The following is a 26,261-nucleotide window of genomic DNA, read 5'->3' as shown; positions in this document are numbered from 1 at the left end:
CTCCTACTGTGACAGATCGTCTGAAAGCGCCCCGCGCGTCCGCTGCACGAGCTGCGCGAGCACTCCGGCAAGAAACCCCCACAGCGCATTGGTGAGGAGCATCGGTACGATCGCGAGCGGCATCGCCAATGGCCCCTGCAACTCGCCTGTAAGGATCGGGGAGAGCACCGCGCTCAGCAGGATGGCCATCAACGCGTAGACGAGACCGGCGGCCACCAAGGTGAGGATCGGGGAGGCCACCCGGCTGAGCCCGACGATCAGCACCCACGCCAGCGAGATCGCGATGGTCAGGGCGATCGGGGTCACCGGTTTGCCGAGCAGGTCGGTCAGGCCGACGATCGAGAAGAGGGGGCGGATGAGGGCCAGCGCCGCCAGCCCGGTCACCAGGGGCCAGTGCAGACGACGGGTGATCGCGGAGCTGTGAGTCGTGTCGTTCATGACCTTCACGCTAGGTGTGCGGCACCGGACGGCGCGTCCGTCCGAGCGCGCGAATGACCGGTCTCATGGTCGTATGTCGACGTCCCCCGGATGTCGCTTTTCGACGTACAGGAGCCGCGCTTCACGGATGCGATGATGAGGGGATCGGATGGAAGCGGATGGAGAAGGAGGGTGAACGATGCCGACCACATTCGACCGGCAAGCCCCGGAAGTGCCGGGATGGGTGCTCACCGGCTTGCTGGCCGCCGGCCAGTCGATCGCCGTCGCTCTGATCATCGCGATCGGATCCGGCGACGGCGGGCGGCATGCGCCTGGGGCCTACCTCTTCGCCGCCGGGTTCGGTCTGCTGCTCCTGGCTCGGCGTTTCACCCCCACCGGCGTACTCGTGATCAGCATCCTGGCGGTCTTCGTCTACTACGCCATCGGCTATCCCCCGATCGGTATGGCCGTGCCCGTCGTCGGCGCCTTCTATAGCGCGGCGGAGCGAGGCCGCGTGGTCACGACGCTCTCCGCGGGCGCGATCCTGCTCGCGGTGTCGCTGTACTTCCGAGTCGACGACGGCGAGGCGAGCCATGTGCTCGCCTACGACGTGGTGACCAACGCCGCCCTCATTGGCTGCGCCGTCGCCCTGGCCACCGCCGTGCGGCACCGCCGCTCGCTCGACGAACAGCACGCCCGCGTCCTCCTGCTGGAGCGCCGACACCACGAGGAACGCGCGGATCGCCAGATCCAGACGGAGCGAGTTCAACTGGCGCGAGACGTTCACGACTCCATCGGACATGCCCTCTCACTGGTCTCGGTGCAAGCTCGCGTCGCGCAGCAGGCGCTGGGCGAAGACGATGTGGCCGTTGCCCGCGCGTTGGACAACGTGGTGTCCGCGACGCAGTCATCCTTGGCGGATCTGCGGCGCACCATCTCGATGCTGCAACGAGAAGATGGGGCCGCCGAGCGATCGCCGCTGAACCTGGCCGGTATCGAACAGATCGCCCAAGCGGCGCGCGACGTCGGGCTGGATGTCCGCGTGCATCTCGGGCTCGACGACGCCCCCATCCCTGTGATCACCGCCAGCACGGCCTTCCGGATCGTGCAGGAGTCGCTGACCAACGTCTTGCGCCATGCCGAGGCTCGGCGCGTCGACATCGACATCCGCACCGACGGAACTCGGCTCGTCCTGGAGATCGCCGACGATGGACGCGGCTGTGCCTCCGACCGGCTCGTCTCAGGCCGCGGCATCGTCGGTATGAGGGAGCGGGCGGCCCTGCTCGGGGGCACCGTCACCACGGAGAACACTCCGTCCGGCTTCCTTGTGCGCGCCCTGCTGCCACGGGAGGCCCGAGCGTGATCAGGGTGGTGATCGCTGAGGACGAGCCCCTCCTGCGTAGCGGACTGATCGCGCTGGCGGAGCACGACGGCGACATCCGGATCGTCGCAGAGGCCGATCAAGGAGGTGCCGCGGTGGCTCGCGTCCGGGAGACGCATCCCGATGTCGTCCTGATGGACATTCGTATGCCCGGCCTCGACGGCATCACGGCAACCCAGCTGATCAGAGAGGATCCCAGCCTCGCGGGCGTCGCGGTGCTGGTGCTCACCACCTTCGGCGAGGACCAGACGGTGGTGGAGGCGATCAAGGCGGGAGCCGACGGCTATCTCCTGAAGGACGTCCACCCTCGGGATCTCCGCGAGGCGATCCGCACCGTTGCCTCAGGACGCCCGGTCCTCTCCCCAGAGGTCACGCGTACGGTGATGCGCTCTGCCGCATCCACGCGCGTCGCACCCGACCCTGGGGTCCTGGAAAAGCTCGCGCCGCGGGAGGTCGACGTGCTCGCTGCCATCGGCCAAGGCCTCAACAATGTGGAGATCGCCGAGCGACTCTTCATCAGCCCCGCGACGGCCCGTACCTATGTGGGCCGGCTCCTGCACAAGCTCGATGCCAGAGACCGAGCCCAACTCGTGGTGATCGCCCATCGCGCGGGGCTGGTCGACCGCGGCTGACGCCGCTTGTCATCAGCGGAAGTCGGCGATGGCTCGACGTTCCTGCTCGCGACGCGTGCCCTTCCGCGGAGCTGGCACGTGAGGGACCGCGGCGTTGGAGCGGCGGATCTCGCGCATCGCCTGCGCCATCTCCGGATTCGCTCCGGTCTGCGGCTTGTCGCTCTGTTTGCCGTTCTTGCTCATCGTCCCTCCTCACCCTCTGGTTGTCGTACAGGCGACAGAGTTTACCGGCCCTACTCTTCAAGGGCTCTGGAAGGTAACAGCGTCGCCTCCCAGTCGGGGGGATAATGAGGCCCAGGAGGCATCGTGATCACTCTGACGCTCGTACGACATGCCAAGTCCGATTGGAGCGACCCCTGGCTCGCCGATCATGACCGGCCGCTCAACGAACGCGGCGCCCGCAACGCGCCGATGATGGCTCGACGATTCGTCGACGCCGGCGTCGAGGTGCAACGCATCCTCTCGAGCACAGCCGTGCGGGCACGCACCACAGCATCTGCTTTTGGGGCAGAACTTGGAATACCCGTCGAACTCGAGGACGACCTCTACCACGCCTCAGCCCGTGACCTCCTCCTTGTCGCTGGAAGGGCAGGGGTGTCGTCGGTGATGCTCGTCGCACACGACCCCGGGCTTTCAGACCTCGCCAGCAGGCTCTCGGCCGGGCGCATCACGCACATGCCCACCTGCGCGGTCGCGACCTTCACCTGGAACCTCGAAGAGTGGCAAGACGTCATGCCTCCCGCCGACGCCATGAGCTACGACACTCCTCGCTCCCGTTCATAGGACTGACATGGGGCGCGGCGTGTACCGCCATAGGTACACCGAGCCACATAACCAGCGCTGGCAGCCTCGCACGACAACTACCGAACCGGCCTCGACAGGCTTGCGCGGGTGAGCGTGACGTACCTGTAGGCCTCGTCCACAGCGTTCGTTCCAAGACCCGCTTCGGAAAAGGCAGACGGCAGGCGCTCTCCGACCTCCTTGAAGATCCTGCGCATCTCAGTGACAACCAGCTCCGGTTCGTAGCCGCATTGCTGCGCCCACGCGATCCAGTCCGGCTCTGTCACGTTGTGAAGTGTCGTCTTGCCGTTGACTGTGATGCATAAGTTCTGGTCGTACTGCGGCCAGAGGAACATGGGGACCGTGTCGTAGATCGGTGCCAGTCGCACCTGGCTGCCGGCGAGAAGCAGCGAGTAGTTCTTGGCGTGCGCGTCCGAGTTGCCGATGGCGACGTTGAAGAGCACTTGTCGCAGGTGCTCTTTCTCAAGGCCGTAGCGCGCCATGAAGCGGCGCGCGTCGTCCGCGTAGATCCCGTACTTGTCGGACCAGACGTCGCCGTAGGCCTGCAGAAGATCCTCGGCATGGATGCGGGCACCGTTGGCTCGGTCCCACCGTCTGGTGGTGAAGACCTCTTGCCCGCGAAACGTCATCACTTCCGCCTGGGATGCCAGCACGCCGACCTCCTGCGCCACCTGCAAGCACGCATCCTCGGCGCGCTGCAGCCCTCGGTGCTTCTCGAACTCAGGCTTGAAGATGTGCGTCGACGGCACCTCGGCAGTGGACCAGAACCACGAGTCCCCGATCAGGGACAGCGAGAACTTGGCCTGCTGACCCGCCAACGAGAATCTCGGAGCAATGCCATCCGGCGGCGGCGCCGAGGGATCGCGCTTGAGCACAGTCACCCAGTAGGCGATCTGATCGATGCTCGCCTCATACGGCGGCGTGGGCACGCGGCTCGGCAGTTCTGGATCTGGAGAGAGCACCGCGGCGCCAGCGACATCTTCACCGATCGCAGCAAGCAGCCCGAAAGTGTCATCCGGTGCATGCACGAGGTCGGCCAATCGGCTCCTGGCCACCTCATTCTCCGGCAGAAGGTTCTCAAGGTAGGCGTACGCGACCTCTTCGTCGGGCTTCTCCCCCAGCGGCATCGACAGTGACAGCGGGGTACCTGCGTAGGACGTCTCGTAGGCGAAGTGCGCCGTGCTTGACCCCGTCTCCACGAAAACGCCGAGAGGCTTGCCATGCATGAATGCGTAGAGATGCCTACCGGCCATTCTGATACTCCGCGAGTACCGCGTCGAGATCGATCTCGTGGGGATCGACGTCGCTTCTCGTTGGCGGAATGGCGTACGGGCGGACGTCCAAAGCGTGGAGCACAGCGAGCACCCTGCTCAGCTCCGCGCGTGGGTGCCCCTTCTCCAACTCGATGATGAAGCGTCGGCTCACGCCCGCCCTGCTCGCGAGCTCCAGCTGCGTGAGATGCGCCTCGCGGCGCTCGTCGGCCACCACCTGCGCGAGGCGTTCGATGGTGTCGATGAACAACCGCTTCATGCCGGAACCTTACCTCAAATGTCACGGTACGGGCACATGTCTGACCCGAGATGCGATCCCCGGAAGTCCAGTTGAAGAAGCTCGGGCCGACTCACACTCGCGTCGCAGGTTGGCAGTAAACTAGAAACAAAAGAACCCCCAGCTCAGCTAGGGGCTTCTTAGTTGGTGGGCGATGCCAGGTTTGAACTGGCGACCTCTTCCGTGTCAAGGAAGCGCGCTACCACTGCGCCAACCGCCCGAGGTGGAGACGGGATTTGAACCCGTGTACACGGATTTGCAGTCCGTTGCCTCGCCTCTCGGCCACTCCACCGCGTGGATCACCCTCCCCGGTGGAGTTGGGAGAGGAATCTCCGAGCGGACGACGAGATTCGAACTCGCGACCCTCACCTTGGCAAGGTGATGCTCTACCAACTGAGCCACGTCCGCATGCTTCTTCGAGCCTTGCCTTTCGGCCTTGCTCTCCGGCGCGTTGAAAACTCTAGCGCACCATTTCGGAGGATGCCAAATCGAGCCTCACAAGGGCTCTTCTGAGCGCGAAACCCGCCTGAAGCCGGTTCAAGTGACGAGACCGGCGATCGGTTCGCCGCGCCCGGCTGCCAGCACCTTTCGACGACCCGCACCAGGGGCGACGCACACCTCGTGGAGCGCAGAAAAGGCCCAGTTCGCACATCGGTGAGAACTGCGCTACATTTAGTGACCGCTGGGGCGATTGGCGCAGTGGTAGCGCGCTTCGTTCACACCGAAGAGGTCGGCGGTTCGAACCCGCCATCGCCCACCAGACGAACCCAGCGCAGGGCACTCGAAGCCAAGCTATGAACACACCTGACGACGCAGCCCGCGCTGACGCACACACCGATTCCCTGACCGGACACGGCAACACCCGCATGCGCGATGGCATCCGAATACTCGGCGTCGCCGTCCGCGAACAGCCCAAGATCTTTGTGCTCGCCACCATCGCCAGCACCGTCTTCGGCGCGCTCACCTCACTCGACGCCTGGGCGCTCGGCTGGGCCACCGAGGAGGTTCTCCTCCCGGCGTTCCGCACCGGCGAGATCGCCACCACCAAGACGGTGCTTGCCGTGCTCGCCATCTTCGTGGGCCTGGCCATCCTGCGTGCGGCGGGCGTCTTCGGGCGTTGGCTAGGTGCGATGGTGATGCTGTTTCGCCTTCAGTCGAGCTTCCGGCGTCGAGTATCCGCCCAGTATCTTCGGATGCCCATGCGGTGGCATCGTCGTCGCCCCACTGGCCAGTTGCTCTCGCACGCCAACTCCGACGTCGAGGCGGCTTGGGCGCCGCTCGCCGAGCTGCCGATGGCGCTCGGCATCTCGGCGATGCTGCTCTTCGCGGTCGTCCAGATGCTCCTGATCGACCCGCTGATGGCGGCCATCGGCCTGCTGGTGTTCCCCGGAGTCGCCGCGGTCACCATCGCCAACCATCGGCTGTCCGCTCCCCTGACCTCGCGCGTCCAGGTGCTGCGCGCCGAGCTCAGCGACGTCGCCCACGAGTCCTTCGACGGAGCGCTCGTGGTGAAGACGCTCGGCACCGCTGACGCAGAGACGGCCCGGTTCGCACGCGCGGCCGACGAGCTGCGGGATCTGGGCGTGAGGATCGGCCGGCTCCGGGCGATCTACGAGCCGGCGCTCGAGGCCGTCCCGGCGCTGGGAGTGCTCGCGGTCCTTGGCATCGGCGGCATGCAGGTCGCGACGGGCAGCGTGACGGCCGGCGACGTCGTCACCATCGCCTACCTGCTCACGGTGGCCTCGGTTCCACTGAAGAACCTTGGCTGGCTCTTCGGCGGTTTCCCGGCTTCCATCGCCGGGTACGAGCGGCTGCGCGCGGTGCTCGAGGAGAAGGAGACCGTGCCCTACGGAGAGCGCACTCTCACAGCCGGACCACGCGGTGCAGCCGTCCGTCTGGCCGACGTCGGGGTCTCCTACGACGGCTTCGACGTCTTGAGATCGGTGGGCTTCGATACGCAGCCTGGTCGCAGCATCGCGATCGTCGGGGAGACCGCGTCGGGGAAGAGCACCCTCGTCTCGCTTCTCGCCCGCATGATCGACCCCGACCGCGGCGTCGTCGAGATCGACGGCATCGACGTGGCACAGCTCCGACAGGGCCACCTCGCCGAGCACGTCGCTCTGGTGCCCCAAACCCCGTTCGTGTTCGACGACTCCGTGCGAGGCAATGTCGCTCTCGGCCGCGAGCTCTCGGACGACGAGGTGTGGGAGGCTCTGCGCATCGCCCAGGGAGAGGACTTCGTCGCCTCGCTCCCCCACGGCCTCGATACCCGGCTCGGCGAGCGAGGCACCACCCTCTCCGGCGGACAACGTCAACGCATTGCGCTGGCTCGAGCGCTCGCCGGCCGGCCTCGGCTCCTCGTGCTCGATGACGCCACCAGCGCGATCGATCCCGAGGTGGAGGCGCGCATCCTGAGCAGACTCCGCTCGTCGCTCGGCCACACGACCCTGATCATGGTGGCCTACCGCAAGGCCACCGTCGCCATCGCCGACGAGGTGCTCTTCCTGGAAGACGGAGTGATCTCCGAACGCGGCACCCACGCCGAGCTGCTAGAACGCAGCCCGGGATATGCCCGGCTCATCACCGCCTACGACCAGAAGGACGCCCTCTCATGACCGCCGGCTCACCCACCCGCCTGCGCAGCGGCGACGAGCTCACCGGACGGCAGGCCCTGCGTCGCGGCATGCAGATCTCTCCGGAGATCACACAGGGCCTTTGGATCACCGTGCTTGCGGCGGTCGTCGGCACGGCGGGTCGCGTCGTCGTGCCCATCGCGGTGCAGCGGGCCCTCGACCACGGGATCAACGCGCCGGGTGGCGTCGATAGCGCCTACCTCACGCGGATGATCCTTGTCGCTGCTCTCGCGGTGATCGTGACCGGGCTCTCCACCTGCTGGATGACGGTGCGCCTCTTCACGCGCTCGGAGGCAGGGCTGGCCACCTTGCGCATCAAGGCCTTTCGCCACGTGCACGAGCTGCCGATCCTGACCCAGGCCACCGAGACCCGAGGCGCCCTGGTGTCTCGGGTGACCAGCGACGTCGATCAGATCAGCCGGTTCCTCGTCTCCGGGGGCATCACCGCTATCGTCAGCGTGGGACAGGTGCTGGTGGCGACCGCCATCATGCTGGCTTACAGCCCCGAGCTGACGCTGGTGGTGTGGGTCTGCTTCCTCCCGTTGCTGCTCAGCCTGCCGTTCATGCAGCGGCTGCTCTCCAAGACCTACGCCGCCGCGCGTCGAGCGATCGGCCGGATGACCTCGTCGATCGCCGAGTCGGTGGTGGGCATCGCGACGGTGCGCAGTCATGCGATCGAGCACCGCGTCGAGGCCAGGATCGATGACGCGATCACCGAGTTCGAGGCGGTCAACACCCGCGCGCAGACCATCTCGGTGCTCTCATTCACCAGCGGCGGATTGGCGGCCGGTGTGGCGAACGCGCTCATCGTGCTGGTCGGCGTCTGGCTCGGTTCACAGGGCCGCATCTCCAGCGGCGAGGTACTCGCCTTCATCTTCCTTGTCACTTTGTTCACCGGCCCGCTGCAGAGCGGGGTGCGCATCATCACCGAGATGCAGAACGCGCTCGCCGGATGGAAGCGGGTGATCGGGATTCTCGACACGCCCGTCGACGTCGTGGCTCCCGGCACCTCGACGCTCGCTATTCCGGACGGCCCCCTGGGCGTGAGCCTCGACAAGGTGGGCTTCGCCTACCACGACGGCGCCCTGGTGCTGCGCGACGTGGACCTCACCATCGCACCGGGATCCAGGATCGCCGTGGTCGGCGAGACCGGCTCCGGCAAGTCCACCTTCGTGAAGCTGCTCGCTCGGCTGATGGACCCCACCGTCGGCGCCATCCGACTGAACGGGGTGGATCTGCGTCGGATCGCGGACGACGAGCTTCGACGCCACGTGCTGCTGGTGCCTCAGGAGGGCTACCTCTTCAGCGGCACGCTCTTCGACAACGTGAGCTACGGCACCCCCGGCGTCTCGCGCACCGACGTCAGCCGAGCCGCCGAAGAACTCGGCCTCACCGCCTGGCTGGGCGATCTGCCCGCCGGCCTGGAGACCCACGTCGGGCAGCGCGGCGAGGCGCTCAGTGCCGGCGAACGCCAGCTCGTGGCGATCCTGCGCGCCCATCTGACGAGCCCTGGTCTCCTCCTGCTCGACGAGGCCACCTCCGCGATCGACCCAGCGCTTGAGATGCGTCTCAGCAAGGCGCTGGAGCGCCTCCAGGCAGGACGCACGAGCATCACCGTCGCCCATCGACTCACCACCGCCGAACACGCGGACGAGGTGCTCGTCTTCGACGCAGGACGCGTCGTCCAGTGCGGACCGCACCACAAACTGCTGGCTGAAGACGGCGCCTATCGGCGCCTCCACGCGGCCTGGTTGCCCATATGAAGGACTTGCTGGCGGCCGGACTTCTCGTCCCGGCATGACACATCAAACCCAGCGCAAACCACGCTCACAGAGCTTTGACGTGCGACCACATGGTGGACATGCTCTACAATCCCTGTCAGGTTATGCGTGCAAGAGCACTCGATGAGAAAGGGGACGCGATGGTTGCCCCCGCGATCGTTCTCACCGCTCCGGAGCCGGATGACCTCACGGTGGCCGGCGCACTTCAGGCTATTCGACGGACTCTCGCCGAGTACCGGACCGATCTCGCGGTGGAGCTTGCGTTCCTCGGCGGCAAGCCTTCGGTGGCGAAGGCGCTTGCCAACCTGGCGGCCGCGGACCAGCGCGAAAGCGTGCTCGTTCCGCTGGACCTCACGTCGGCGGCCTCACACGATCCCCGTCTGGACGAGGAACGGGCCCATGGGCTGCAGCGCGGCCTCAACGTGGTGATCTCCCGCCCCATCGGACCCGCCACCGAGCTGCTCAACATCCTTGACGAGCGGGTGCGAGAGATCCTGCAGCGCAAGGGAGTCCTCGAACTCGACGCGCTGGTGCTGGCTGTTCCGGCCGGCGGCGACATCCGCGGCAACGGCCTTCTGGCACGCAGGGCCCGTCAATGGTCGGCGCACCACAAACTTCCCGTCCAGCTGGCGGTCGACGAGGGCGACGGGCGCATCACCGCCGCAGCCGTGGCCATGCTCCGCACCCAGGGCCGTCGCTACATCGCCGTGGGCAGCCTCTTCCTGGTGCCCGACGAGCATTACTTCTTGCATCTCGACGCGGCCCTGCGCGCCGGCGCGGTGGCCGTCACCGAGCCGATCGGGCACAGCGAGCACCTCAGCCAGCTGATCCTCGCCCGCTACGCCTTCGGCGCGATGGAACTCCTCGACGGGCACCCCCAGCCCCTCGCACTGGACGAGGACGACGACGGCGAGCCCGTCCTGCCGGAAGACTCCTAAAAGGTTCCGTCGGACGCACATAGACTCGCCTCATGGACGAGAACGAGCAGCCGATACTGATCAAGCCGGACTCCGAATGGCGCGCCCAGCTGAGCGCACTCGAGTATCACGTGCTGCGTGAGCAGGGCACCGAGCGACCGTTCACCGGCGAGTACACCGACACCGTCGACGAGGGCATCTATGGATGCAAGGGCTGCGGCGCCGAGCTGTTCCGCAGCACCGAGAAGTTCTCGTCTCATTGCGGTTGGCCCAGCTTCTTCGCGCCGCTCGCCGACGACCGCGTCCGCTATCTGGAAGACCGATCCATGCCCGGCCGGCCCCGCGTCGAGGTGCGCTGCGCACGCTGCGACGGTCACCTGGGCCACGTCTTCGAGGGTGAGGGATACGACACCCCGACCGACCTGCGCTACTGCATCAACTCCGTCAGCCTGACGCTGCAGAAGACTTAGTAAGAGATACCGCGCGTAGCCCGCACCCTGGGCTTTCGCGGCGCGTCACCCGCACCTGCCCGCATCTGCCGCTTAGGCTCAGGACGTGTCAGTGAACGTGCCAGCCTCGCCGCACTTCTCGCGCGCGCTCGAGGAACTGGAGGCGATGCGCTGGCGACAAGGCATTCAGGTGGAGGAGATCGGCTCACCGCAGCGGATCGCCCCGTACTCCGTGGCGCTCTCCGGCGAGCTGGGCACCGGCACGACGATGCTCTCCTCCGGACGCTTCATCCTGCTGCACGACCCGCTCGGAAACGATGCCTGGCAGGGCACCTTCCGCATCGTCAGCTACACCCGGGCTGCCGTCGACCTGGAGATGGTGGCCGATCCGCTGTTGCCCGAGGTGGCGTGGTCGTGGCTGACCGACGCCCTCAGCCAGGAAGGCTGTGACGCGCACACCCTGGCCGGCACCGTCACCGCGTCCTACGGTCGCTCCTTTGGGCAGATGAGCGGGGAGGCCGATCGGGGCGAGGTCGAGGTGCGCGCGTCCTGGACTCCGTTGCTCGATGAGCGGCGTTCGCTGGTGGATCACCTGCTTTCCTGGCAGGATCTCTTGTGTCTGGTCGCCGGCGAACCCCCCGAAGTGCCGGGCGTGACCAGCCTGATGGAGCGGATACGACGATGACCGGCTACCTCGAACACAGCCGCGAGCCCCTGCGCCCGGTGGTGTCCACCGCGGACGGGCTCGAAGAATGCCTGGACGCGCTGCGCGCGGCCACCGGCCCCGTGGCCTTCGACGCCGAGCGCGCCCACGGCTACCGCTACTGGCCCAAGGCCTACCTCTTCCAGATCCGGCGCGAGGGCGCCGGCACCTGGCTGATCGATCCCCTCCCCTTCGAGGACGACGGACTGTCCCGTCTCGTCGAGGCCTGCGGCGATGCCGAGTGGATCATTCACGCCGCCAGCCAGGATCTCCCCTGCATGCGCGACATCGACATCCTGCCCTCGCGCATCTTCGACACCGAACTGGGCGGCCGTCTGCTGGGCAAGCCGGGAGTGGCGCTCGGCATGCTGCTCAAGTACGAACTGGGCATCAAGCTGCGCAAGGCCCACTCCGCGGTCAACTGGTCTCAACGCCCCCTCAAGGAGTCCTGGCTTACCTACGCGGCGCTCGACGTCGACTACCTGATCGAGCTGCGCGACACCATCGATGAGCAGCTGACGGCGACCGGTCGCCGAGAGTGGGCGCAGGAGGAGTTCGATTGGGAGCTCGCCCACCATTCGGTGGCGCCGCCGCCGGCCCCCGAGCCCTGGCGGCGTCTGAGCGGCATCACCAATCTGCGCAACACCCGCCAGCTGGCCGTCGCCCGCGAGCTGTGGCAGGAGCGCGACGCCATCGCGCGTCATCGCGACCGCCCACCCAGCCACATCCTCGCCGACCTGGCCATCGTCGACCTTGCCGCCACCGCCCGTTCGCCTGAGACCATGCCCGGCGCCGATAAGTTGGCGTCGGTGCCCGGCTTCCGCACCCCGTCGGCTAGGCGCTACCGCACCAACTGGGTGCGTGCCCTCAGCAAGGCCGAGCAGCTGCCTGAGTCCAGCTACCCCGCCCGTCGGCCCAAGCTCACGGGACTGCCGCACCCTCGCTCGTGGGAGCGGAATAATCCCGAGGCCGCCGCGCGCTGGGAGAGGGTTCGTCCTCGCGTCGACGGGCTGGCCTGCGAACTGAGCTTCATGTCCAGCATGATCGCGCCCCCTTCCGTCATTCAGCGCGCCGTCTACGAGGCCACCGCTGGTGCCCCCGACGCCGCCCGGCTTCGTGAGCTGGGGGCACGGTCGTGGCAGGCAGAGTTCCTCGAGCCGCTCCTCAAGGAAGCGCTGGAGTAGCGAAGGTCTCGCCGCGCTCTACTGGCGGGAGTCGTCGAGAGATTCGGCCTGGGTCTCCTGGGCCCGGTCGAGCACCCTGGAGAAGTCGAGGATGCGCAACGCGATCTGCGGTGCCGTCAGACCCACCTCTTCCAGCACCTCTTGGCGGGTGCCGTGGGCCAGGAACCGTTGCGGAATGCCGATGCAATGCACGTGCACGCCGCTGCCGGTCTCGTCCAGCGCCGCGCGCAGCTGCTGACCGGCACCCCCTACCACCAGGTTGTCCTCGATCGTCACCACGACGTCGAACCGTTGCGCGTAGGAAGCAAGATCGTCGCTGACGGGCAGGCACCACAGCGGATCGACCACGGTGGTCATCACGCCTTGACTGGCGAGCCGGTCGGCCACGTCGAGAGCGAGCCCCGCGAACTGCCCGATGCCCACCAGAAGCACCCGGGCGTCGGGAGTGAGACGCAGCACGTCGAAGTGCCCCAGCCCGTCGCCGCCGGAGACGACCGCCTCCATCGGGTTGGGCAGGCGCTCCTTCGAGTAGCGCACCACCGTCAGGGCATCGTCGACGGTGACCGCTCGGGCCATCGCCTCCTCCAAGCGCTGCTGATCCCGGGGTGCGGTGAGCTGCAGGCCCGGGATGGTGCTCATCAGGGAGATGTCCCACATGCCGTTGTGGCTGGGCCCGTCGGTGCCGGTGATGCCCGCGCGGTCGAGCGCGATGGTGACGCCGCTCTTATGCAGGGCCGCATCCATCAGCACCTGGTCGTAGGCGCGGTTGAGGAAGGTGGAATACAGGGCGACGACGGGGTGCAGGCCGGCAGTGGCCATCGCGGCCGCCGAGGCCACCGCGTGCTGCTCCGCGATGCCGACGTCGAAGATCCGGTCGGGATAGGCGGCCGCGAACCGGCCGAGCCCCACCGGATGCAGCATGGCAGCGGTGATCGCCACCAGCCGCGGATGCTCGTCGCCCAGGCGCACCATCGTCTCCGCGAAGGCGTCGGTCCAGGTGGCCTGCAGCGACGCGGACAGCGGCTCGCCCGTGAACTCGTTGATCTGGCCGACGGCGTGGAAGCGGTCTTCCTCGTGATCCTCCGCCGCCTGGAATCCCTTGCCCTTGCGGGTGACGCAGTGCACGATGACCGGCTGCCCGAACTGGCGGGACTGCTCCAGCAGGTTGGTCAGGGCTCCGATGTCGTGCCCGTCGATGGGGCCGGTGTACTTGATGCCGAGGTCGGCGAACAGGCCGTGCTCGGGTGACAGCACGTCTTTGACCCCGGTCTTGAAGCCGTGCATCAGGTCGTAGAGCGGGCGCCCGATGAGGGGCATCGCCTTCACCGTGCGCTTGATGAAGCTGAGCGTCTGCTCGTAGCGCGCGTCGGTGCGCAGCATCGAGAGGTGGTTGGCCAGGCCACCCACGGTGGGCGTGTAGGAGCGGCCGTTGTCGTTGACGACGATCACCAGCCGAAGGTGCGGCTGGGCGGCGATGTTGTTCAGCGCCTCCCATGCCATGCCGCCCGTGAGGGCGCCGTCGCCGACCACCACGACGACGGTGCGCTGCTCCCCCGTCAGGTGGAACGCCTTGGCCATCCCCTCGCCCCACGACAGCGCCGACGAAGCGTGCGAGCTGGTCAGCCAGTCATGCTCCGACTCGGCGCGCTCCGGATAGCCGGACAGCCCGCCACGCTGACGCAGCCGGTCGAAACCCGGCGCGCGACCGGTCAGGATCTTGTGCACGTAGGCCTGGTGGCCGGTGTCGAAGATGATCGGATCGTTCGGCGAGTCGAAGACCCGGTGGATCGCCAAAGTGAGCTCGACGGCCCCGAGATTGGGGCCCAGATGCCCGCCGGTGCGACTGACCTTGGTGATCAGGAACGCGCGGATCTCCTCAGCCAAGGCCTCGAGCTGGCGCTTGGACAGCGCACGAAGATCCCTGGGGTGAGTGATCGAGTCCAGCAGCGGCATGGGCTCGATAGTAGTCCTAACAACCAGGCTGCGCGTGGTCTGAAACCCCGAAACCCCACAAGAGAGGCGGGGCCGCACCAACCGGTGCGACCCCGCCTCCCTGCTCAACGAGCCCGCGGATCAGGCCTTGGCCAGGTTCCGCAGCACGTACTGCATGATGCCGCCGTTGAGGTAGTAGCTGCGCTCTCCGGGGGTGTCGATGCGCACCACCGCGTCGAAGGTCACCTCGGAACCGTCGGGCTTGACGGCCGTGACCTTCATCGTGGCCGGGGTGCGTTCCTCGTTCAGCTCCGTGACGCCGGCGACGGAGAAGGTCTCCTCACCGGTCAGGCCGAGAGTGTCTGCCGTCTGGCCCTCGGGGAACTGCAGCGGGAGGACGCCCATGCCGATCAGGTTGGAGCGGTGGATGCGCTCGTAGCTCTCGGCGATGACCACCTTGACGCCCAGCAGGGCCGTGCCCTTGGCCGCCCAGTCGCGCGACGAGCCGGAGCCGTACTCCTTGCCGGAGAGCACCACCAGCGGGATCTCCTGCGCGGCGTAGTTCTGCGCGGCCTCGTACACGGTGGTGACGGGGGCGTCGTCCAGGGTGAAGTCGCGGGTGAAGCCACCCTCGGTGCCCGGGGCGATCTGGTTGCGCAGGCGGATGTTGGCGAAGGTGCCGCGGATCATCACCTCGTGGTTGCCACGACGGGAACCGTACGAGTTGAAGTCCTTGCGCTCCACGCCGTGCTCGGCCAGGTAGACGCCCGCGGGAGAATCCGCCTTGATGTTGCCGGCCGGCGAGATGTGGTCGGTGGTCACCGAGTCGCCCAGCTTGAGCAGCACGCGCGCGCCCGAGACGTCCTGCACCGGCTCCGGTTCGGCGGGCATGCCGTCGAAGTACGGGCCCTTGCGGACGTAGGTGGAGGCGTCGTCCCATTCGAAGGTTTCACCGTCGGGGGTGGGCAGCGAACGCCAGCGATCGTCGCCGGAGAACACGTCGGCGTAGCGGTCGGCGTACATCTCGGCGGAGATCGACGAGCCGACGACCTCCTCGATCTCGGACTGGCTCGGCCACAGATCGCGCATGTAGACGTCCACGCCGTCCTTGTCCTGACCGATCGGGTCGTTGAACAGGTCGATGTTCATGGTTCCGGCCAGCGCGTAGACGATCACCAGCATGGGGCTGGCCAGGTAGTTCATCTTCACGTCGGGGCTGATCCGGCCCTCGAAGTTACGGTTGCCGGAGAGCACCGCGGTGACGGCCATGTCGTGCTGGTTGACCGCCTGCGAGATCTCGGGGATCAGCGGGCCGGTGTTGCCGATGCAGGTGACACAGCCGTAGCCGACCAGGTTGAAGCCGATCGCGTCGAGGTACTTGGTGAGCCCGGCCTTCTCGTAGTAGTCGGTGACCACCTGGGAGCCCGGGGCGAGCGAGGTCTTCACCCACGGCTTGCGGTTGAGCCCGCGCTCCACGGCCTTCTTCGCCACCAGCGCGGCGCCGATCATGACGCTCGGGTTGGAGGTGTTGGTGCAGGACGTGATCGAGGCGACGGTGACCGCACCGTTCTCCAGATCGAAGGACGGGCCGTCGTGCAGCGTCACCGGAATCTTGGCCTCCGGGTTGGAGGTGTACGAGCCGATGTGCTCCTGGAAGTTGGTCTTGGAATCGACCAGCTTGATCCGGTCCTGCGGGCGCTTCGGGCCGGCGATGGACGGCACGACGGTGGACAGATCCAGCTCGATGTACTCGGAGTAGACCGGCTCGTTGCTGGGGTCGTGCCACAGACCCTGGGTCTTCGCGTAGGTCTCGACGAGCGCGATCTGCTGCTCGTCGCGGCCGGTGAGACGCAGGTAGTCGGTGGTCTTGTCGTCGATCGGGAAGATCGCGATGGTGGAGCCGTACTCGGGGCTCATGTTGCCGATGGTGGCGCGGTTGGCCAGCGGCACCTCAGAGACGCCCTCGCCGTAGAACTCGACGAACTTGCCCACCACCTTGTGCTGGCGCAGCATCTCGGTGATGGTGAGCACCAGGTCGGTGGCGGTGGTGCCCTCGTTGAGCCGGCCCTTCAGCTTGAAGCCAACGACGCGCGGAATGAGCATGGAGACCGGCTGGCCCAGCATGGCCGCCTCGGCCTCGATGCCGCCCACACCCCAGCCGACGACGCCGAGGCCGTTGACCATGGTCGTGTGCGAGTCGGTGCCGACGCAGGTGTCGGGGTAGGCCTGCAGCACGCCGCCCACTTCGCGCGGGAAGATCACGCGCGCCAGGTGCTCGATGTTGACCTGGTGCACGATGCCGGTGCCGGGCGGCACCACCTTGAAGTTGTCGAAGGCGGTCTGGCCCCAGCGCAGGAACTGGTAGCGCTCGCGGTTGCGCTGGTACTCGATGTCGGTGTTCTGTTGGAAGGCCGACTTGATGCCGAAGACCTCGGCGATCACCGAGTGGTCGATCACCATCTCGGCCGGCGACAGCGGGTTCACCTTGGCGGGGTCGCCGCCGAGCTGGACGACGGCCTCGCGCATGGTGGCGAGGTCGACGACGCAGGGTACGCCGGTGAAGTCCTGCATGATCACGCGGGCGGGCGTGAACTGGATCTCGTGGTTGGGCTCGGCCGTCGCATCCCAGTTGCCCAGCGTCGCGATATCGTCGCGCGTGATGTTGGCCCCGTCTTCCGTGCGCAGCAGGTTCTCCAGCAGCACCTTGAGGCTGAAGGGCAGCTTCTCGTGCCCCTCCACCTGATCGATGCGGAAGATCTCGTACGAGGTTCCGTTGACCTCGAGGGTCGACTTGGACCCGAAGCTGTTGAGGCTCATCTGACTCCTTCTGATGGCTGCCGTGCCGCAATATCTCTTGACGTCAAGATAATACCTCGCGTCCGCAAAGATTCGGCAATTTACCTACGTGTTCACCCTAACGGGTGCGTCGGTGATATGCGGGGAAAGTGGACGGCGGTGTGCGGTTCAGGCGCCTCGATGCAGGATCGCGACGCACTCCACGTGATGCGTGCGCGGAAAGAGGTTGAACGCCTCGACGCTGGTCGGCCGGTAGCCGGCGGCGGCGAAGTGGGCGAGATCGCGGCCGAGCGCTGCGGGGTCGCAGGCCACATACGCGATGGCCCGGGGCTGGACGGCGGCCACCGCGCGTACGACGGCCCGCCCTGCCCCCTTGCGCGGCGGGTCGAGCACCACGACGCCCGCGCGGCGCGGGAAGCGGTTGAGCGCGCGCTCCAGCGGAGCGGCGAGGAAGCGGGCCTCGGGAACGTTGCGCCTGGCCGCGTCGATCGCCGGCGCGCTGAGCTCGATGCCGAAGACGTCGCAGCCCCGCTCGGCCAGGGCTCCCGCGAACAGCCCAGCCCCGCAGTAGAGATCCAGCGCCTTCTTCCCCGGCCTCGGCTCCAGCCCGGCCAACACCCGCTCCGTGAGCAGCGACGCCGCCCGCGGGTGCACCTGCCAGAACCCCGACGCCGCCAGGGTGTAGGTGCGCCCACCCACCTGTTGGGAGACCCGCTCGTTGCCGCGTTTCCCGTCGACGAGGACGGCGGTGCGGTCGTCGGCGACAATCACCTCGATCTGTTCCTCGGCCTGCCGGGCGAGCGCGCGCAGCTCGTCGACGCTCGGCCCGGGAGCCGCGATCAGGCACCCCTGATCGGGAAGCTCGACCACCTCGTGCGAACGGCGCGCCCGCAATCCGATGTGGCCGTCGTCGACCGCGTAGCGCATGCGCGTGCGCCATCCCGTCGCAGGGAGCACGTCCTGCACCTCGCCATCCCAGTCCAGGCCTGCCAGCCGGGACAGCTGCTCCGCGACGACGGCGGTCTTCAGCTCTCGCTCGGTCTCGGTCGTGGCGTGCTGCCAGTCGCACCCGCCGCATCGGTCGGCGACGGGACAGGCCGGCGTCATGCGCCCGAGCGAGGCGGTGAGCACCTCCACGACGTGCCCGCGGTCGAAGGACGCGCCGCGCTCGGTCACCTCGACGCGCACCCGCTCCCCGGGCAGACCACCGGTGACGAACATCACCTTGCCCTCATGGCGCCCCACAACGACGCCCTGATGCGCGACGCGCTCCAGGCTGAGCTCGCGAACCTCCGTCATCGACGCCTCGGCTGGGCTGCCGACCTCAGCCGGTCCTTCGCACGGTCGGACGAGCGCAGCTGATACGGCACGCTGGTGATCATCACGCCCTTCATGAAGTGCAGCCGGGTGCGGATCAGCAACGACGTCTGGTTGTGCAGCATGTTCTCCCACCAGTGCCCGACGACGAAGTCGGGAATGTAGACCGAGACCACGTCGCGAGGATTCTCGGTGCGCAGGTCGGCGACGTACTTCAGGAAGGGGCCGCTGATCTCACGGTACGGCGACGCGATGACGCGCAGCGGGATGCCGAAGTCCTGCTTGTTCCACGCGCGCATCAGGCGCTCCGTGTCCTCGTCGTCGACGGACACCGCCACCGCCGTCAACGTGGTGGGACGGACGGCCTTCGCGAACGCGATCGCCTTCGCCTCCGGCAGGTTGACCTGCTGGACCAGCACCACCGCGCGCACCCGGCTGGGCAATGCGAAGTCGGACTCCGAGGTGATGGCCACCTCCTTCGAGACCTTCTCGTAGTGCTTGGAGATGCTGAGCATCAGCAGGTACAGCACGGCCATGGTGATCAGCGCCAGCCAGGCGCCGTGGGTAAACTTCGACACCAGCACGACCACCAGCACGAAGGCCGTCGACAACGCGCCGATGGCGTTGATCACCCGGGCTCGTTGGTAGCGAACCCGCGTCTTCTTCTCCGTGGTGAGCTTGAGCACGCGCGTCCAATGCACGATCAAGCCGACCTGGCTGGCGGTGAACGAGATGAACACGCCCATGATGTACAGCTGGATCAGGCCCGTCACCGAGGCGTCGAACACCAGCACGAACGCGATCGCCGCCAGGGCGAGGGTGACGATGCCGTTCGAGTAGGCCAACCGATCGCCGCGAGTGTGCAGCTGGCGGGGCAGGTAGCCGTCTTTGGCGAGCATGGAGGCCAGCGACGGGAAGCCGTTGAACGCGGTGTTCGCGGCGAGCAGCAGCACCAGGATGGTGGCCGAGACCACGATGTAGAAGCCCGGCTCGAACCAGTCGTCGAACACCACGCGGGCGAGCTGGCTGGTGACCGTCGCGACGCCCGACTCGATGAGGTTGCCGTTCGCGTCGACGAAGTGCGTGCCGGTGACCTCGTCGATCAGCCGGACGTGGGTGAGGTTGGCCAGCGCCAGGATGCCGAGCATCATGGCGATCGCCAGGCCGCCCAGCCAGGCCAGCACGGTCGCGGCGTTGTGCGACTTCGGCGGGCGGAAGTTGGGCACATTGTTGGCCAGCGCCTCGACGCCCGTGAGCGCGGCGCAGCCCGACGAGAAGGCCCGGGCGACCACGGCGACCAGCGCCAGTCCGGCCAACGAGGTGGCTCCCTCCGGGGCGACCACTTCGTAGTCGGCGGTCTCGGCGCGCAACGGCTCGCCGAGGGCAAGCACCCGGAACAGTCCGATGCCGACCATGAGCAGCATCGAGCCGATGAAGATATAGGTGGGGGTGGCGAACGCGCGCCCCGATGCCCTGATCCCGCGCAGGTTCACCAGGGCCAGCAGCGCGATCAGGACGACGGCGGCCAAGGCCTCGCGGCCCTGCAGCCAGGGCAGCATCGCCTCGGCGTTGTGGATGCCGGCCGACACCGATACCGCCACGGTCAGCGTGTAGTCGACGAGCAGCGCCGACGCGACGGTGAGGCTGGCGCGTTTGCCGAGGTTGGCGTTGACCACCTCGTACGCGCCGCCGCCGCCCGGGTAGGCCCAGACCATCTGCCGATAGCTGAGCACCACGATGGCGATCAGTCCGGCCACCGCCAGCCCGATGGGCCACGAGAAGAGAAAGGCGGCCACGCCTCCCAAGGACAGGGTGATCAGGATCTCATCCGGGGCGTAGGCGACGGAGCTGAGCGCGTCGGACGCGTACACCGGCAGGGCCAGACGCCGCGGCAGCAGGGTCTCTCCCACTTGGGCGTTGGCCATCCGGCGGCCGACCAGCATGCGCTTGACGGCATTCAGCACACTCACACCGGCACTCTATCCCTGTCCATCGTCCCGGCAGAACAGCCTGGGGGCTCCAGTTCCGCGCAGCTTCCTTGAGTGCTACGGTCGCGACGTAAGGAGGGGTCATGCATATCGTGATCATGGGATGCGGCCGGGTCGGCTCGATGCTGGCCAGGGGTCTCGACAAGCGCGGGCATCAGGTCTCGATCATCGACGTCGACCCTGCGGCCTTCGACCGCCTCGGCGACGGCTTCCGCGGACACACCGTCAAGGGCGTCGGTTACGACCGCGAGGTGCTCGAAGAGGCCGGCATCCGCAAGACCGACGGCTTCGCCGCCGTATCCTCCGGCGACAACTCCAACATCCTGGCCGCGCGGGTGGTGCGCGAGGTCTACCACGTCGACAACGTCGTCGCCCGGATCTACGACCAAGGCCGCGCGGCCGTGTTCGAGCGGCTGGGCATCCCCACCGTCGCCACCGTGAAGTGGTCCGTCGAGCAGGTGCTGCGACGGCTGCTCCCCGAGGGCTCCGAGCCGGTCTGGCGCGACCCCTCCGGCAACGCCCGCCTACTCCAGATCCATGTGCATCGCGGATGGCGGGGCCGCAAGATCGGCGAGCTCCAGCTAGCGGCACGCGTGCCGATCCCCTTCATCCTGCGCGTCGGGCAGGGCTTCGTGCCCACCGCCGACACCATCTGTCAGGACGGCGATCTGATCTTCGTCGCCTGCGACCTGGAGCGCACCGACGAGGTAGAGACCACCTTCGCCCAGCCCCCGCGAAAGGACTGAGGAATCATGCGCGTCGCCATCGCGGGAGCCGGCAATGTGGGCCTGTCCATCGCCCGAGAGCTGCTGGCCAACGGACATCATGTGCTGCTGATCGAACGCAACGTCAACGCCCTTGAGCCGGACACCGTCCCCGGCGCCGAATGGCTGCGGGCCGACGCCTGCGAGTTGGCGACGCTGGAGGACGCGGAGCTGGACGGCTACGACGTGGCGATCGCCGCCACCGGCGACGACAAGGCCAACCTGGTGCACTCGCTGCTCGCCAAGACAGAGTTCGGCGTGCCCCGCACGGTGGCTCGGGTGAACCGGCCCGACAATGAATGGCTGTTCGGCGAGATGTGGGGCGTCGACGTCGCCGTCTCCACCCCCCGCCTGATGTCGGCCCTGGTGGAGGAGGCGGTCTCCACCGGCGACCTGATCCGGCTGCTCAGCTTCAACAAGTCGACGGCCCACCTTTCGGAGATCACGCTGCCCCAGGACTCGCCTCTCGTCGGCTGTCTGGTGCGCGACCTCGCTCTCCCCCGCGACGTGGTGCTGACCGCCATCATCCGCGACGGCGCCCCCCTGACCCCCGAGCGCGAGCGCGCCATCGAAGGCGGCGACGAACTCCTCTTCATCCTCCCTCAGGAAGCCGAAGAAGAACTCACCGCCTTCTTCGAACACCAAGACGACGAGGCCGACGAAGACGCTCCTTGAGGCGCGAGGCCGCCCGCGGCCGAGCCTCGAAAGGCCGGGACTGTGCGTAGGGACTTGTGGTCAGGTCCGTCGTGCTCCGGATGGGGTCCGCTCCTGCCCGGACGCTCTCCCGGCGCTTCGCGCGGGCTGAGCGTCTTTACGCCCACCAAACCCACTCGCGGACCCCATCCTCCACAAGACTCAGCCCGCCAACCACCAACAACAACGCTCCAGTGGGAGATGTTCCCCCGTCTACGGTGGAACATCTCCCACTGAAGCACTCTCCCGAACCCGGGCGCTACTTGATCGTCGCTTTCACCGAACCCGACTTCCCCTCATACGCCTTCGTCGAGCCGTAACTCACCTTGAACGTATGACTCCCCTTCTTCAACCTCGACAAACCCACTGACGCTTTGCCCTTCTTCACAGTCACCGTCTTGACCAACCTCGCCCCGTCATACACCCTCACCTTCCCGACCACCGACGCATCCTTCGTCCCCGGCAACCCCAACACGATCGACAACGTCACCTTCCCCTTCGAACCAGCCTTCGCGCTGACCTTCACCGACGGCAACCCCTTACCGACCTTCACCACCTTCGACACGACGGTCTGCGACTCCACACCAGACGCACTAGCGGTCACCCGAACACCGAGCTTCTTCCCCACATCCGACGGCAACGGGGTGTAGGTGGACTTCGTCGCCCCCTTGACGCTCTTCCCATCCAGCAACCACTGATACTTCACGCTGTAGCTGGACTTCCAAGCCCCCAGCTTCACCGACACCTTCGACCCAACCTTCACCGACCCAATCGACGGCGCCGTCACCTCCGGCAACAGCGGCTCCTCAGACGGCCCGGCAGTCGGGGACGGCGTCGGAGTGGGAGTCGCGGTCGGCGTCGGAGTGGGGGTAGGGGTCGGAGAAGGCTTCGGCGGAATCGGCACCAACACCTCGGCACTGGTCTTCGACACCGACGCATACCCAGCCTTCGAACCCGTCACCTTGACACTGATCTTCTTCTCAGCATCATCCGCAGTCAGCGTGTACGACGACGCCGTCGCACCAGCGATCACCTTCCCATCCCGCAACCACTGGTACGCCAACGCAGCATCTGGTGTCCAGGAGCTACTCACTGCCTCGAGCTCGTCGCCGACTGCGGGTGTTCCCGTGACCTTCACGCTTCCCGCCACGACCGTCGCAGTGACTTTGCTCGTGGCGTTCGATGTCTTCACCAACCTTGTCAGGCCCGCCTTGATACCCGTCACTCGCACGGAGATCGTCTTGCCAAGCATCGCGTCGGTCAACCTCAACACCGACGATGTCGCATCCTTGATCGCCGAACCATCTGCAAGCCACTGATACCTGAAACTCACACCGGGGGTCCACACACCAGTCGCCACAGAGAGACTCTGACCAACAACGGCCTTGCCAGAAATAGTCGGCGTCTTTCCCCTCACCGCCGCGGAACTCACCCCACGGGGATGCGCTTCGACTCGCCATCCACCGCCGGAAGGGCCCGCACCGAAGTAGTTGTTCCACTGTTTCGTCGGACCAAAAGACGACCCACTATTCAGAGCAACAAGCACGCCAGCTTCAGCGAAACCAACCACGTCTGGCAAACCATCACCATTCACATCCACCAGCATCCGCGGATGCGCCTCGACTCGCCATCCACCTGCCTTCACAGTGAAATCTGCAATCCACGACTTCGTGGGACCAAAAGACGACCCACTATTCAGAGCAACAAGCACGCCAGCTTCAGCAAAACCAACCACATCCGGCAAACCATCACCATTCACATCCACCAGCATTCGCGGATGCTGAGAAACTTGCCAACCACCCGACGCCCCAGACGCACCAAACCCGGCATGCCAACGAACCGCCGACTTGAACGAGGAACCAGAGTTCAGCGAAACATATATCCCGACCGAGCTGAACCCAACGATGTCAGGCAACCCGTCCCCGTTCACGTCAACCAAGGAGCGCGGCGAATCACTAATCTTCCAACCACCATCAGCCGCGAAATCAGAAATCCATGTCTCCGTCGCCCCGAACGACGAACCCGTGTTTAACGCAATCCTCACACCAGAGTTCGCGAAACCAACCACATCAGGCAAACCATCACCATTGACATCCACCAGCATTCGCGGATGCTGAGAAACTTGCCAACCACCCGACGCCCCAGACGCACCAAACCCGGCATGCCAACGAACCGCCGACTTGAACGAGGAACCAGAGTTCAGCGAAACATATATCCCGACCGAGCTGAACCCAACGATGTCAGGCAACCCGTCCCCGTTCACGTCAACCAAGGAGCGCGGCGAATCACTAATCTTCCAACCACCGTTAGCTCCGAAATCAGAAATCCACCTCTCCGTCGCCCTGAAAGAGGAACCTGTATTCAGAGCAACATTCACCCCCGCTTCAGCGAAACCAACCACATCAGGCAAACCATCGCCATTGACATCCACCAACATCCGCGGATGCGCGTCAACTCGCCACCCGCCCGCCTTCGCCGTGAAATCCGCAATCCAAGACTTCGCCGGACCAAAAGACGAACCAGTATTCAGAGCAACACTCACACCAGAATCGGCGAAACCAACCACATCAGGAAAACCATCACCATTCACATCAGTATCCCAAGGAATCATCTCCTGCGAGTCCTCGATACCGTTGCCGTTTGCATCCACAGGACACCCACCAAGCTCTACCCGCCCAGGAACGGCAGGACAGGCATCCCTATCATCAGGGACGCCATCGCCGTCCGAGTCAGCGGATGGCGGAGGACCGGAAATGTCCTTCACATGGATGAAGCCGTCCGGCCAGCGTCCCCCGTTGCGGAGAGTCGTCAGGCGGAAGCTGTTGTGGTAGTCGGCGTTCATCTCTGAGATGAGGATTGATCCGTCCGCGTAGACTTCTTCCACATAGGCGACGTGGAAAGCCCTATCCCACCATGCCACCGAGCCCTTTCTGGGATTCGCATCCACGCTGATCCCCGCAGATCTGGCTGCGGGGCCCCACTTGTTGGCATTACCCCAGTGGACACCGGCGTACCAGTTGGTAAAGGTCTTCTCAGCACCAAAGTTCAGCTGATTCAGACGGTATGCAACCCAGGACGTGCATTGCCCCTGATAGAAGCTCCACTTGTCGGCGGCGCAGTTGGCCTCAGTGACCTCGTCGCAGTCTGGAGCGCTCGGATACGGGTAGCCGTAGTCTCGGTTGGCAATGGCAGGCGAGGCTTGTGCAGCTGGAGCGAAGACCAGTGAGCTCAGTACCAGGGACAGGGCAGCGAGGACGCTGAACAGGATGCGACGGATGGACATGTGGTTCCCCCTCCACGTGAGTGCCGACCATTGGCACCGCACTCGGGATTCTTCCACACCGCCACCCGGGCAATGTCGACGGCCCAGGATTCGCCAAAGGCGCGACGAAGGCGGCCTCGATCGCCTTAGGCGCTTGCTAACCCACCGAAGTCGGTGGGTTAGCAAGCTCCTAAGCCGCGCGGCCAGTTTCCTGCGGGGTCTTGCGCTGGGTCTTTTCGAGGCTCGGCCGCGGACGGCCTCGTACCTCAAAGACCATGGTGCGAGCCCGCGCGAAGCGCCGGAACACGGCGGGCGGGCACTTCGGGGCTCGTTTCGCTCGTTCCTCAGCCACCGCAACCCGATCCGGAACACGACGAACCGGACCACAGTTTCCGACCACAAGCCCCTAGACACCGTCACGCTCTCCTCGAGGCTCGGCCGCGAGCGGCCTCGCACCTCGAAGAGCGTGATGATGACGCTCTTTGAGGTGCGTAGGCGCTGGGCGAGGAACGAGCCCCAGAGCCTAAGCCTCGAAAAGAGCGACCGGCAGCCGAACACCCAGCCCGACGGCCAACTTCCTGCCCGTTCTCACGCGGGCTCTCCTCGAGGCTCGGCCGCGAGCGGCCTCGCACCTCGAAGAGCGTGAATGGACTCAGTCCAGGACTTCGAACTCCGGGTTGTAGATGGCGCGGCCACCGTCGAGGTCGGCCAGGCGGCCGGTGGCCTTCACGTGACGTCCCGGGAGCACGCAGTCGATGGTGGTGCGACCCATCCAGATCAGACGTACGCTGCCCGTTCCGTCGTTCAGTTCAGCGCTCAACCAGCCGTTCTTGTCACCGCTCGTGACGGCGGTGATGGTGCCTCGTACCGTCACCCGCTGCCGCGACCTGCACTGGGACAGGGGCGTGGCACCGCAATCCCTGGCCGCCTTCTCCAGATCCTCGGCCTCGAGCCGTTCTGGCGACCAGAAGTAGCGACGCAGCCGCTCGCCCAACGGGCGAGGTGCCTCATGGGTGCTCACCGTCGGGCTTCCTTCCTCAGCGGCAGGGCGACGTCCACAGGG

At 66.4% G+C, this 26,261-nt stretch carries 21 protein-coding genes and 4 tRNA genes; 12 read left to right on the top strand and 13 right to left on the bottom strand.

The genetic code is table 11. The features are described 5' to 3' along the window. Positions 1 to 3 precede the first annotated feature (3 nt). Positions 4 to 438: a hypothetical protein gene (locus P0D62_RS09260; protein ID WP_275702349.1), complete on the bottom strand. Its 435-nt coding sequence runs from the start codon at positions 436 to 438 to the stop codon at positions 4 to 6. A gap of 178 nt (positions 439 to 616) precedes the next feature. Here P0D62_RS09260 and P0D62_RS09255 point away from each other — a divergent pair, with 178 nt between their 5' ends. Next, a complete protein-coding gene (locus P0D62_RS09255; RefSeq protein WP_275702348.1) occupies positions 617 to 1,780 on the top strand; it encodes a sensor histidine kinase in 1,164 nt (387 codons plus the stop codon). Continuing rightward, positions 1,777 to 2,430, top strand: a complete 654-nt coding sequence (locus P0D62_RS09250) for a response regulator (protein WP_275702347.1) — start codon at positions 1,777 to 1,779, stop codon at positions 2,428 to 2,430. Before P0D62_RS09255 ends, P0D62_RS09250 begins: the two co-directional genes overlap by 4 nt. A gap of 12 nt (positions 2,431 to 2,442) precedes the next feature. On the opposite strand, the gene P0D62_RS09245 is transcribed toward P0D62_RS09250, so the two are convergent. Then, entirely contained in the window at positions 2,443 to 2,613 is a 171-nt protein-coding gene (locus P0D62_RS09245; RefSeq protein ID WP_275702346.1) for a hypothetical protein, read from the bottom strand. A gap of 123 nt (positions 2,614 to 2,736) precedes the next feature. Here P0D62_RS09245 and P0D62_RS09240 point away from each other — a divergent pair, with 123 nt between their 5' ends. After that, entirely contained in the window at positions 2,737 to 3,213 is a 477-nt protein-coding gene (locus P0D62_RS09240; protein WP_275702345.1) for a SixA phosphatase family protein, read from the top strand. A gap of 77 nt (positions 3,214 to 3,290) precedes the next feature. Here P0D62_RS09240 and P0D62_RS09235 read toward each other — a convergent pair whose 3' ends face one another. From P0D62_RS09235 to P0D62_RS09215, 5 genes are all read right to left on the bottom strand, one after another. Then, positions 3,291 to 4,457, bottom strand: a complete 1,167-nt coding sequence (locus P0D62_RS09235) for a HipA domain-containing protein (protein ID WP_275702344.1) — start codon at positions 4,455 to 4,457, stop codon at positions 3,291 to 3,293. Positions 4,458 to 4,473: 16 nt separating this feature from the next. Beyond that, on the bottom strand, positions 4,474 to 4,761 hold the full coding sequence (locus P0D62_RS09230) for a helix-turn-helix domain-containing protein (protein WP_275702343.1): 288 nt from the start codon (positions 4,759 to 4,761) through the stop codon (positions 4,474 to 4,476). A gap of 163 nt (positions 4,762 to 4,924) precedes the next feature. After that, a tRNA-Val gene (locus P0D62_RS09225) sits at positions 4,925 to 4,999 on the bottom strand. Position 5,000: 1 nt separating this feature from the next. Further along, positions 5,001 to 5,071, bottom strand: a tRNA-Cys gene (locus P0D62_RS09220). Positions 5,072 to 5,114: 43 nt separating this feature from the next. Further along, a tRNA-Gly gene (locus P0D62_RS09215) sits at positions 5,115 to 5,187 on the bottom strand. A 277-nt stretch (positions 5,188 to 5,464) separates the two neighbouring features. Here P0D62_RS09215 and P0D62_RS09210 point away from each other — a divergent pair. From P0D62_RS09210 to P0D62_RS09180, 7 genes are all read left to right on the top strand, one after another. After that, positions 5,465 to 5,539, top strand: a tRNA-Val gene (locus tag P0D62_RS09210). A 34-nt stretch (positions 5,540 to 5,573) separates the two neighbouring features. Then, the gene (locus P0D62_RS09205) at positions 5,574 to 7,394 is read left to right on the top strand and encodes an ABC transporter ATP-binding protein (RefSeq protein ID WP_275702342.1); all 1,821 of its coding nucleotides are present in this window, start codon (positions 5,574 to 5,576) and stop codon (positions 7,392 to 7,394) included. Then, on the top strand, positions 7,391 to 9,175 hold the full coding sequence (locus P0D62_RS09200) for an ABC transporter ATP-binding protein (RefSeq protein WP_275702341.1): 1,785 nt from the start codon (positions 7,391 to 7,393) through the stop codon (positions 9,173 to 9,175). Before P0D62_RS09205 ends, P0D62_RS09200 begins: the two co-directional genes overlap by 4 nt. A 158-nt stretch (positions 9,176 to 9,333) precedes the next feature. After that, positions 9,334 to 10,131, top strand: coding sequence for a sirohydrochlorin chelatase (locus tag P0D62_RS09195; protein WP_275702340.1), 798 nt, complete (start codon positions 9,334 to 9,336; stop codon positions 10,129 to 10,131). A 32-nt stretch (positions 10,132 to 10,163) separates the two neighbouring features. Continuing rightward, positions 10,164 to 10,580: a peptide-methionine (R)-S-oxide reductase MsrB gene (msrB, locus tag P0D62_RS09190; RefSeq protein WP_275702339.1), complete on the top strand. Its 417-nt coding sequence runs from the start codon at positions 10,164 to 10,166 to the stop codon at positions 10,578 to 10,580. Positions 10,581 to 10,665: 85 nt separating this feature from the next. Further along, on the top strand, positions 10,666 to 11,244 hold the full coding sequence (locus P0D62_RS09185) for a DUF3000 domain-containing protein (RefSeq protein WP_275702338.1): 579 nt from the start codon (positions 10,666 to 10,668) through the stop codon (positions 11,242 to 11,244). Then, a complete protein-coding gene (locus P0D62_RS09180; RefSeq protein ID WP_275702337.1) occupies positions 11,241 to 12,446 on the top strand; it encodes an HRDC domain-containing protein in 1,206 nt (401 codons plus the stop codon). Before P0D62_RS09185 ends, P0D62_RS09180 begins: the two co-directional genes overlap by 4 nt. Before the next feature lie 18 nt (positions 12,447 to 12,464). Here the strand turns inward: P0D62_RS09180 and dxs are convergent, their stop codons facing one another. The 4 genes from dxs to P0D62_RS09160 form a co-directional block, all read right to left on the bottom strand. Continuing rightward, positions 12,465 to 14,399, bottom strand: coding sequence for a 1-deoxy-D-xylulose-5-phosphate synthase (gene dxs / locus P0D62_RS09175; protein ID WP_275702336.1), 1,935 nt, complete (start codon positions 14,397 to 14,399; stop codon positions 12,465 to 12,467). Between the two features lie 120 nt (positions 14,400 to 14,519). Continuing rightward, positions 14,520 to 17,195 carry an aconitate hydratase AcnA gene (gene acnA, locus P0D62_RS09170; protein ID WP_275702335.1) on the bottom strand — a complete coding sequence of 892 codons (2,676 nt, stop codon included), beginning with the start codon at positions 17,193 to 17,195 and terminating at the stop codon, positions 14,520 to 14,522. Positions 17,196 to 17,342: 147 nt separating this feature from the next. Then, positions 17,343 to 18,473, bottom strand: coding sequence for a class I SAM-dependent RNA methyltransferase (locus P0D62_RS09165; protein ID WP_275702334.1), 1,131 nt, complete (start codon positions 18,471 to 18,473; stop codon positions 17,343 to 17,345). Next, positions 18,470 to 20,461 carry an APC family permease gene (locus P0D62_RS09160; RefSeq protein ID WP_275702333.1) on the bottom strand — a complete coding sequence of 664 codons (1,992 nt, stop codon included), beginning with the start codon at positions 20,459 to 20,461 and terminating at the stop codon, positions 18,470 to 18,472. The genes P0D62_RS09165 and P0D62_RS09160 overlap by 4 nt, the downstream gene beginning before the upstream one ends. A 101-nt stretch (positions 20,462 to 20,562) precedes the next feature. Here P0D62_RS09160 and P0D62_RS09155 point away from each other — a divergent pair, with 101 nt between their 5' ends. Next, positions 20,563 to 21,225 carry a potassium channel family protein gene (locus P0D62_RS09155; protein WP_275702332.1) on the top strand — a complete coding sequence of 221 codons (663 nt, stop codon included), beginning with the start codon at positions 20,563 to 20,565 and terminating at the stop codon, positions 21,223 to 21,225. A gap of 6 nt (positions 21,226 to 21,231) precedes the next feature. Further along, positions 21,232 to 21,918 carry a potassium channel family protein gene (locus P0D62_RS09150; protein WP_275702331.1) on the top strand — a complete coding sequence of 229 codons (687 nt, stop codon included), beginning with the start codon at positions 21,232 to 21,234 and terminating at the stop codon, positions 21,916 to 21,918. A 277-nt stretch (positions 21,919 to 22,195) separates the two neighbouring features. Here P0D62_RS09150 and P0D62_RS09145 read toward each other — a convergent pair whose 3' ends face one another. Together P0D62_RS09145 and P0D62_RS09140 are read right to left on the bottom strand one after the other, a co-directional pair. Next, on the bottom strand, positions 22,196 to 25,219 hold the full coding sequence (locus P0D62_RS09145) for a CHAP domain-containing protein (protein ID WP_275702330.1): 3,024 nt from the start codon (positions 25,217 to 25,219) through the stop codon (positions 22,196 to 22,198). Between the two features lie 631 nt (positions 25,220 to 25,850). After that, a complete protein-coding gene (locus P0D62_RS09140) occupies positions 25,851 to 26,219 on the bottom strand; it encodes an OB-fold nucleic acid binding domain-containing protein (protein WP_275702329.1) in 369 nt (122 codons plus the stop codon). Between the last annotated feature and the right edge of the window lie 42 nt (positions 26,220 to 26,261).

This window comes from Tessaracoccus caeni (assembly GCF_029211185.1).
GTDB lineage: Bacteria > Actinomycetota > Actinomycetes > Propionibacteriales > Propionibacteriaceae > Arachnia > Arachnia caeni.
Note: the sequence above shows the minus strand (reverse complement) of the source record. Positions and strands in the feature narration are given on the sequence as shown.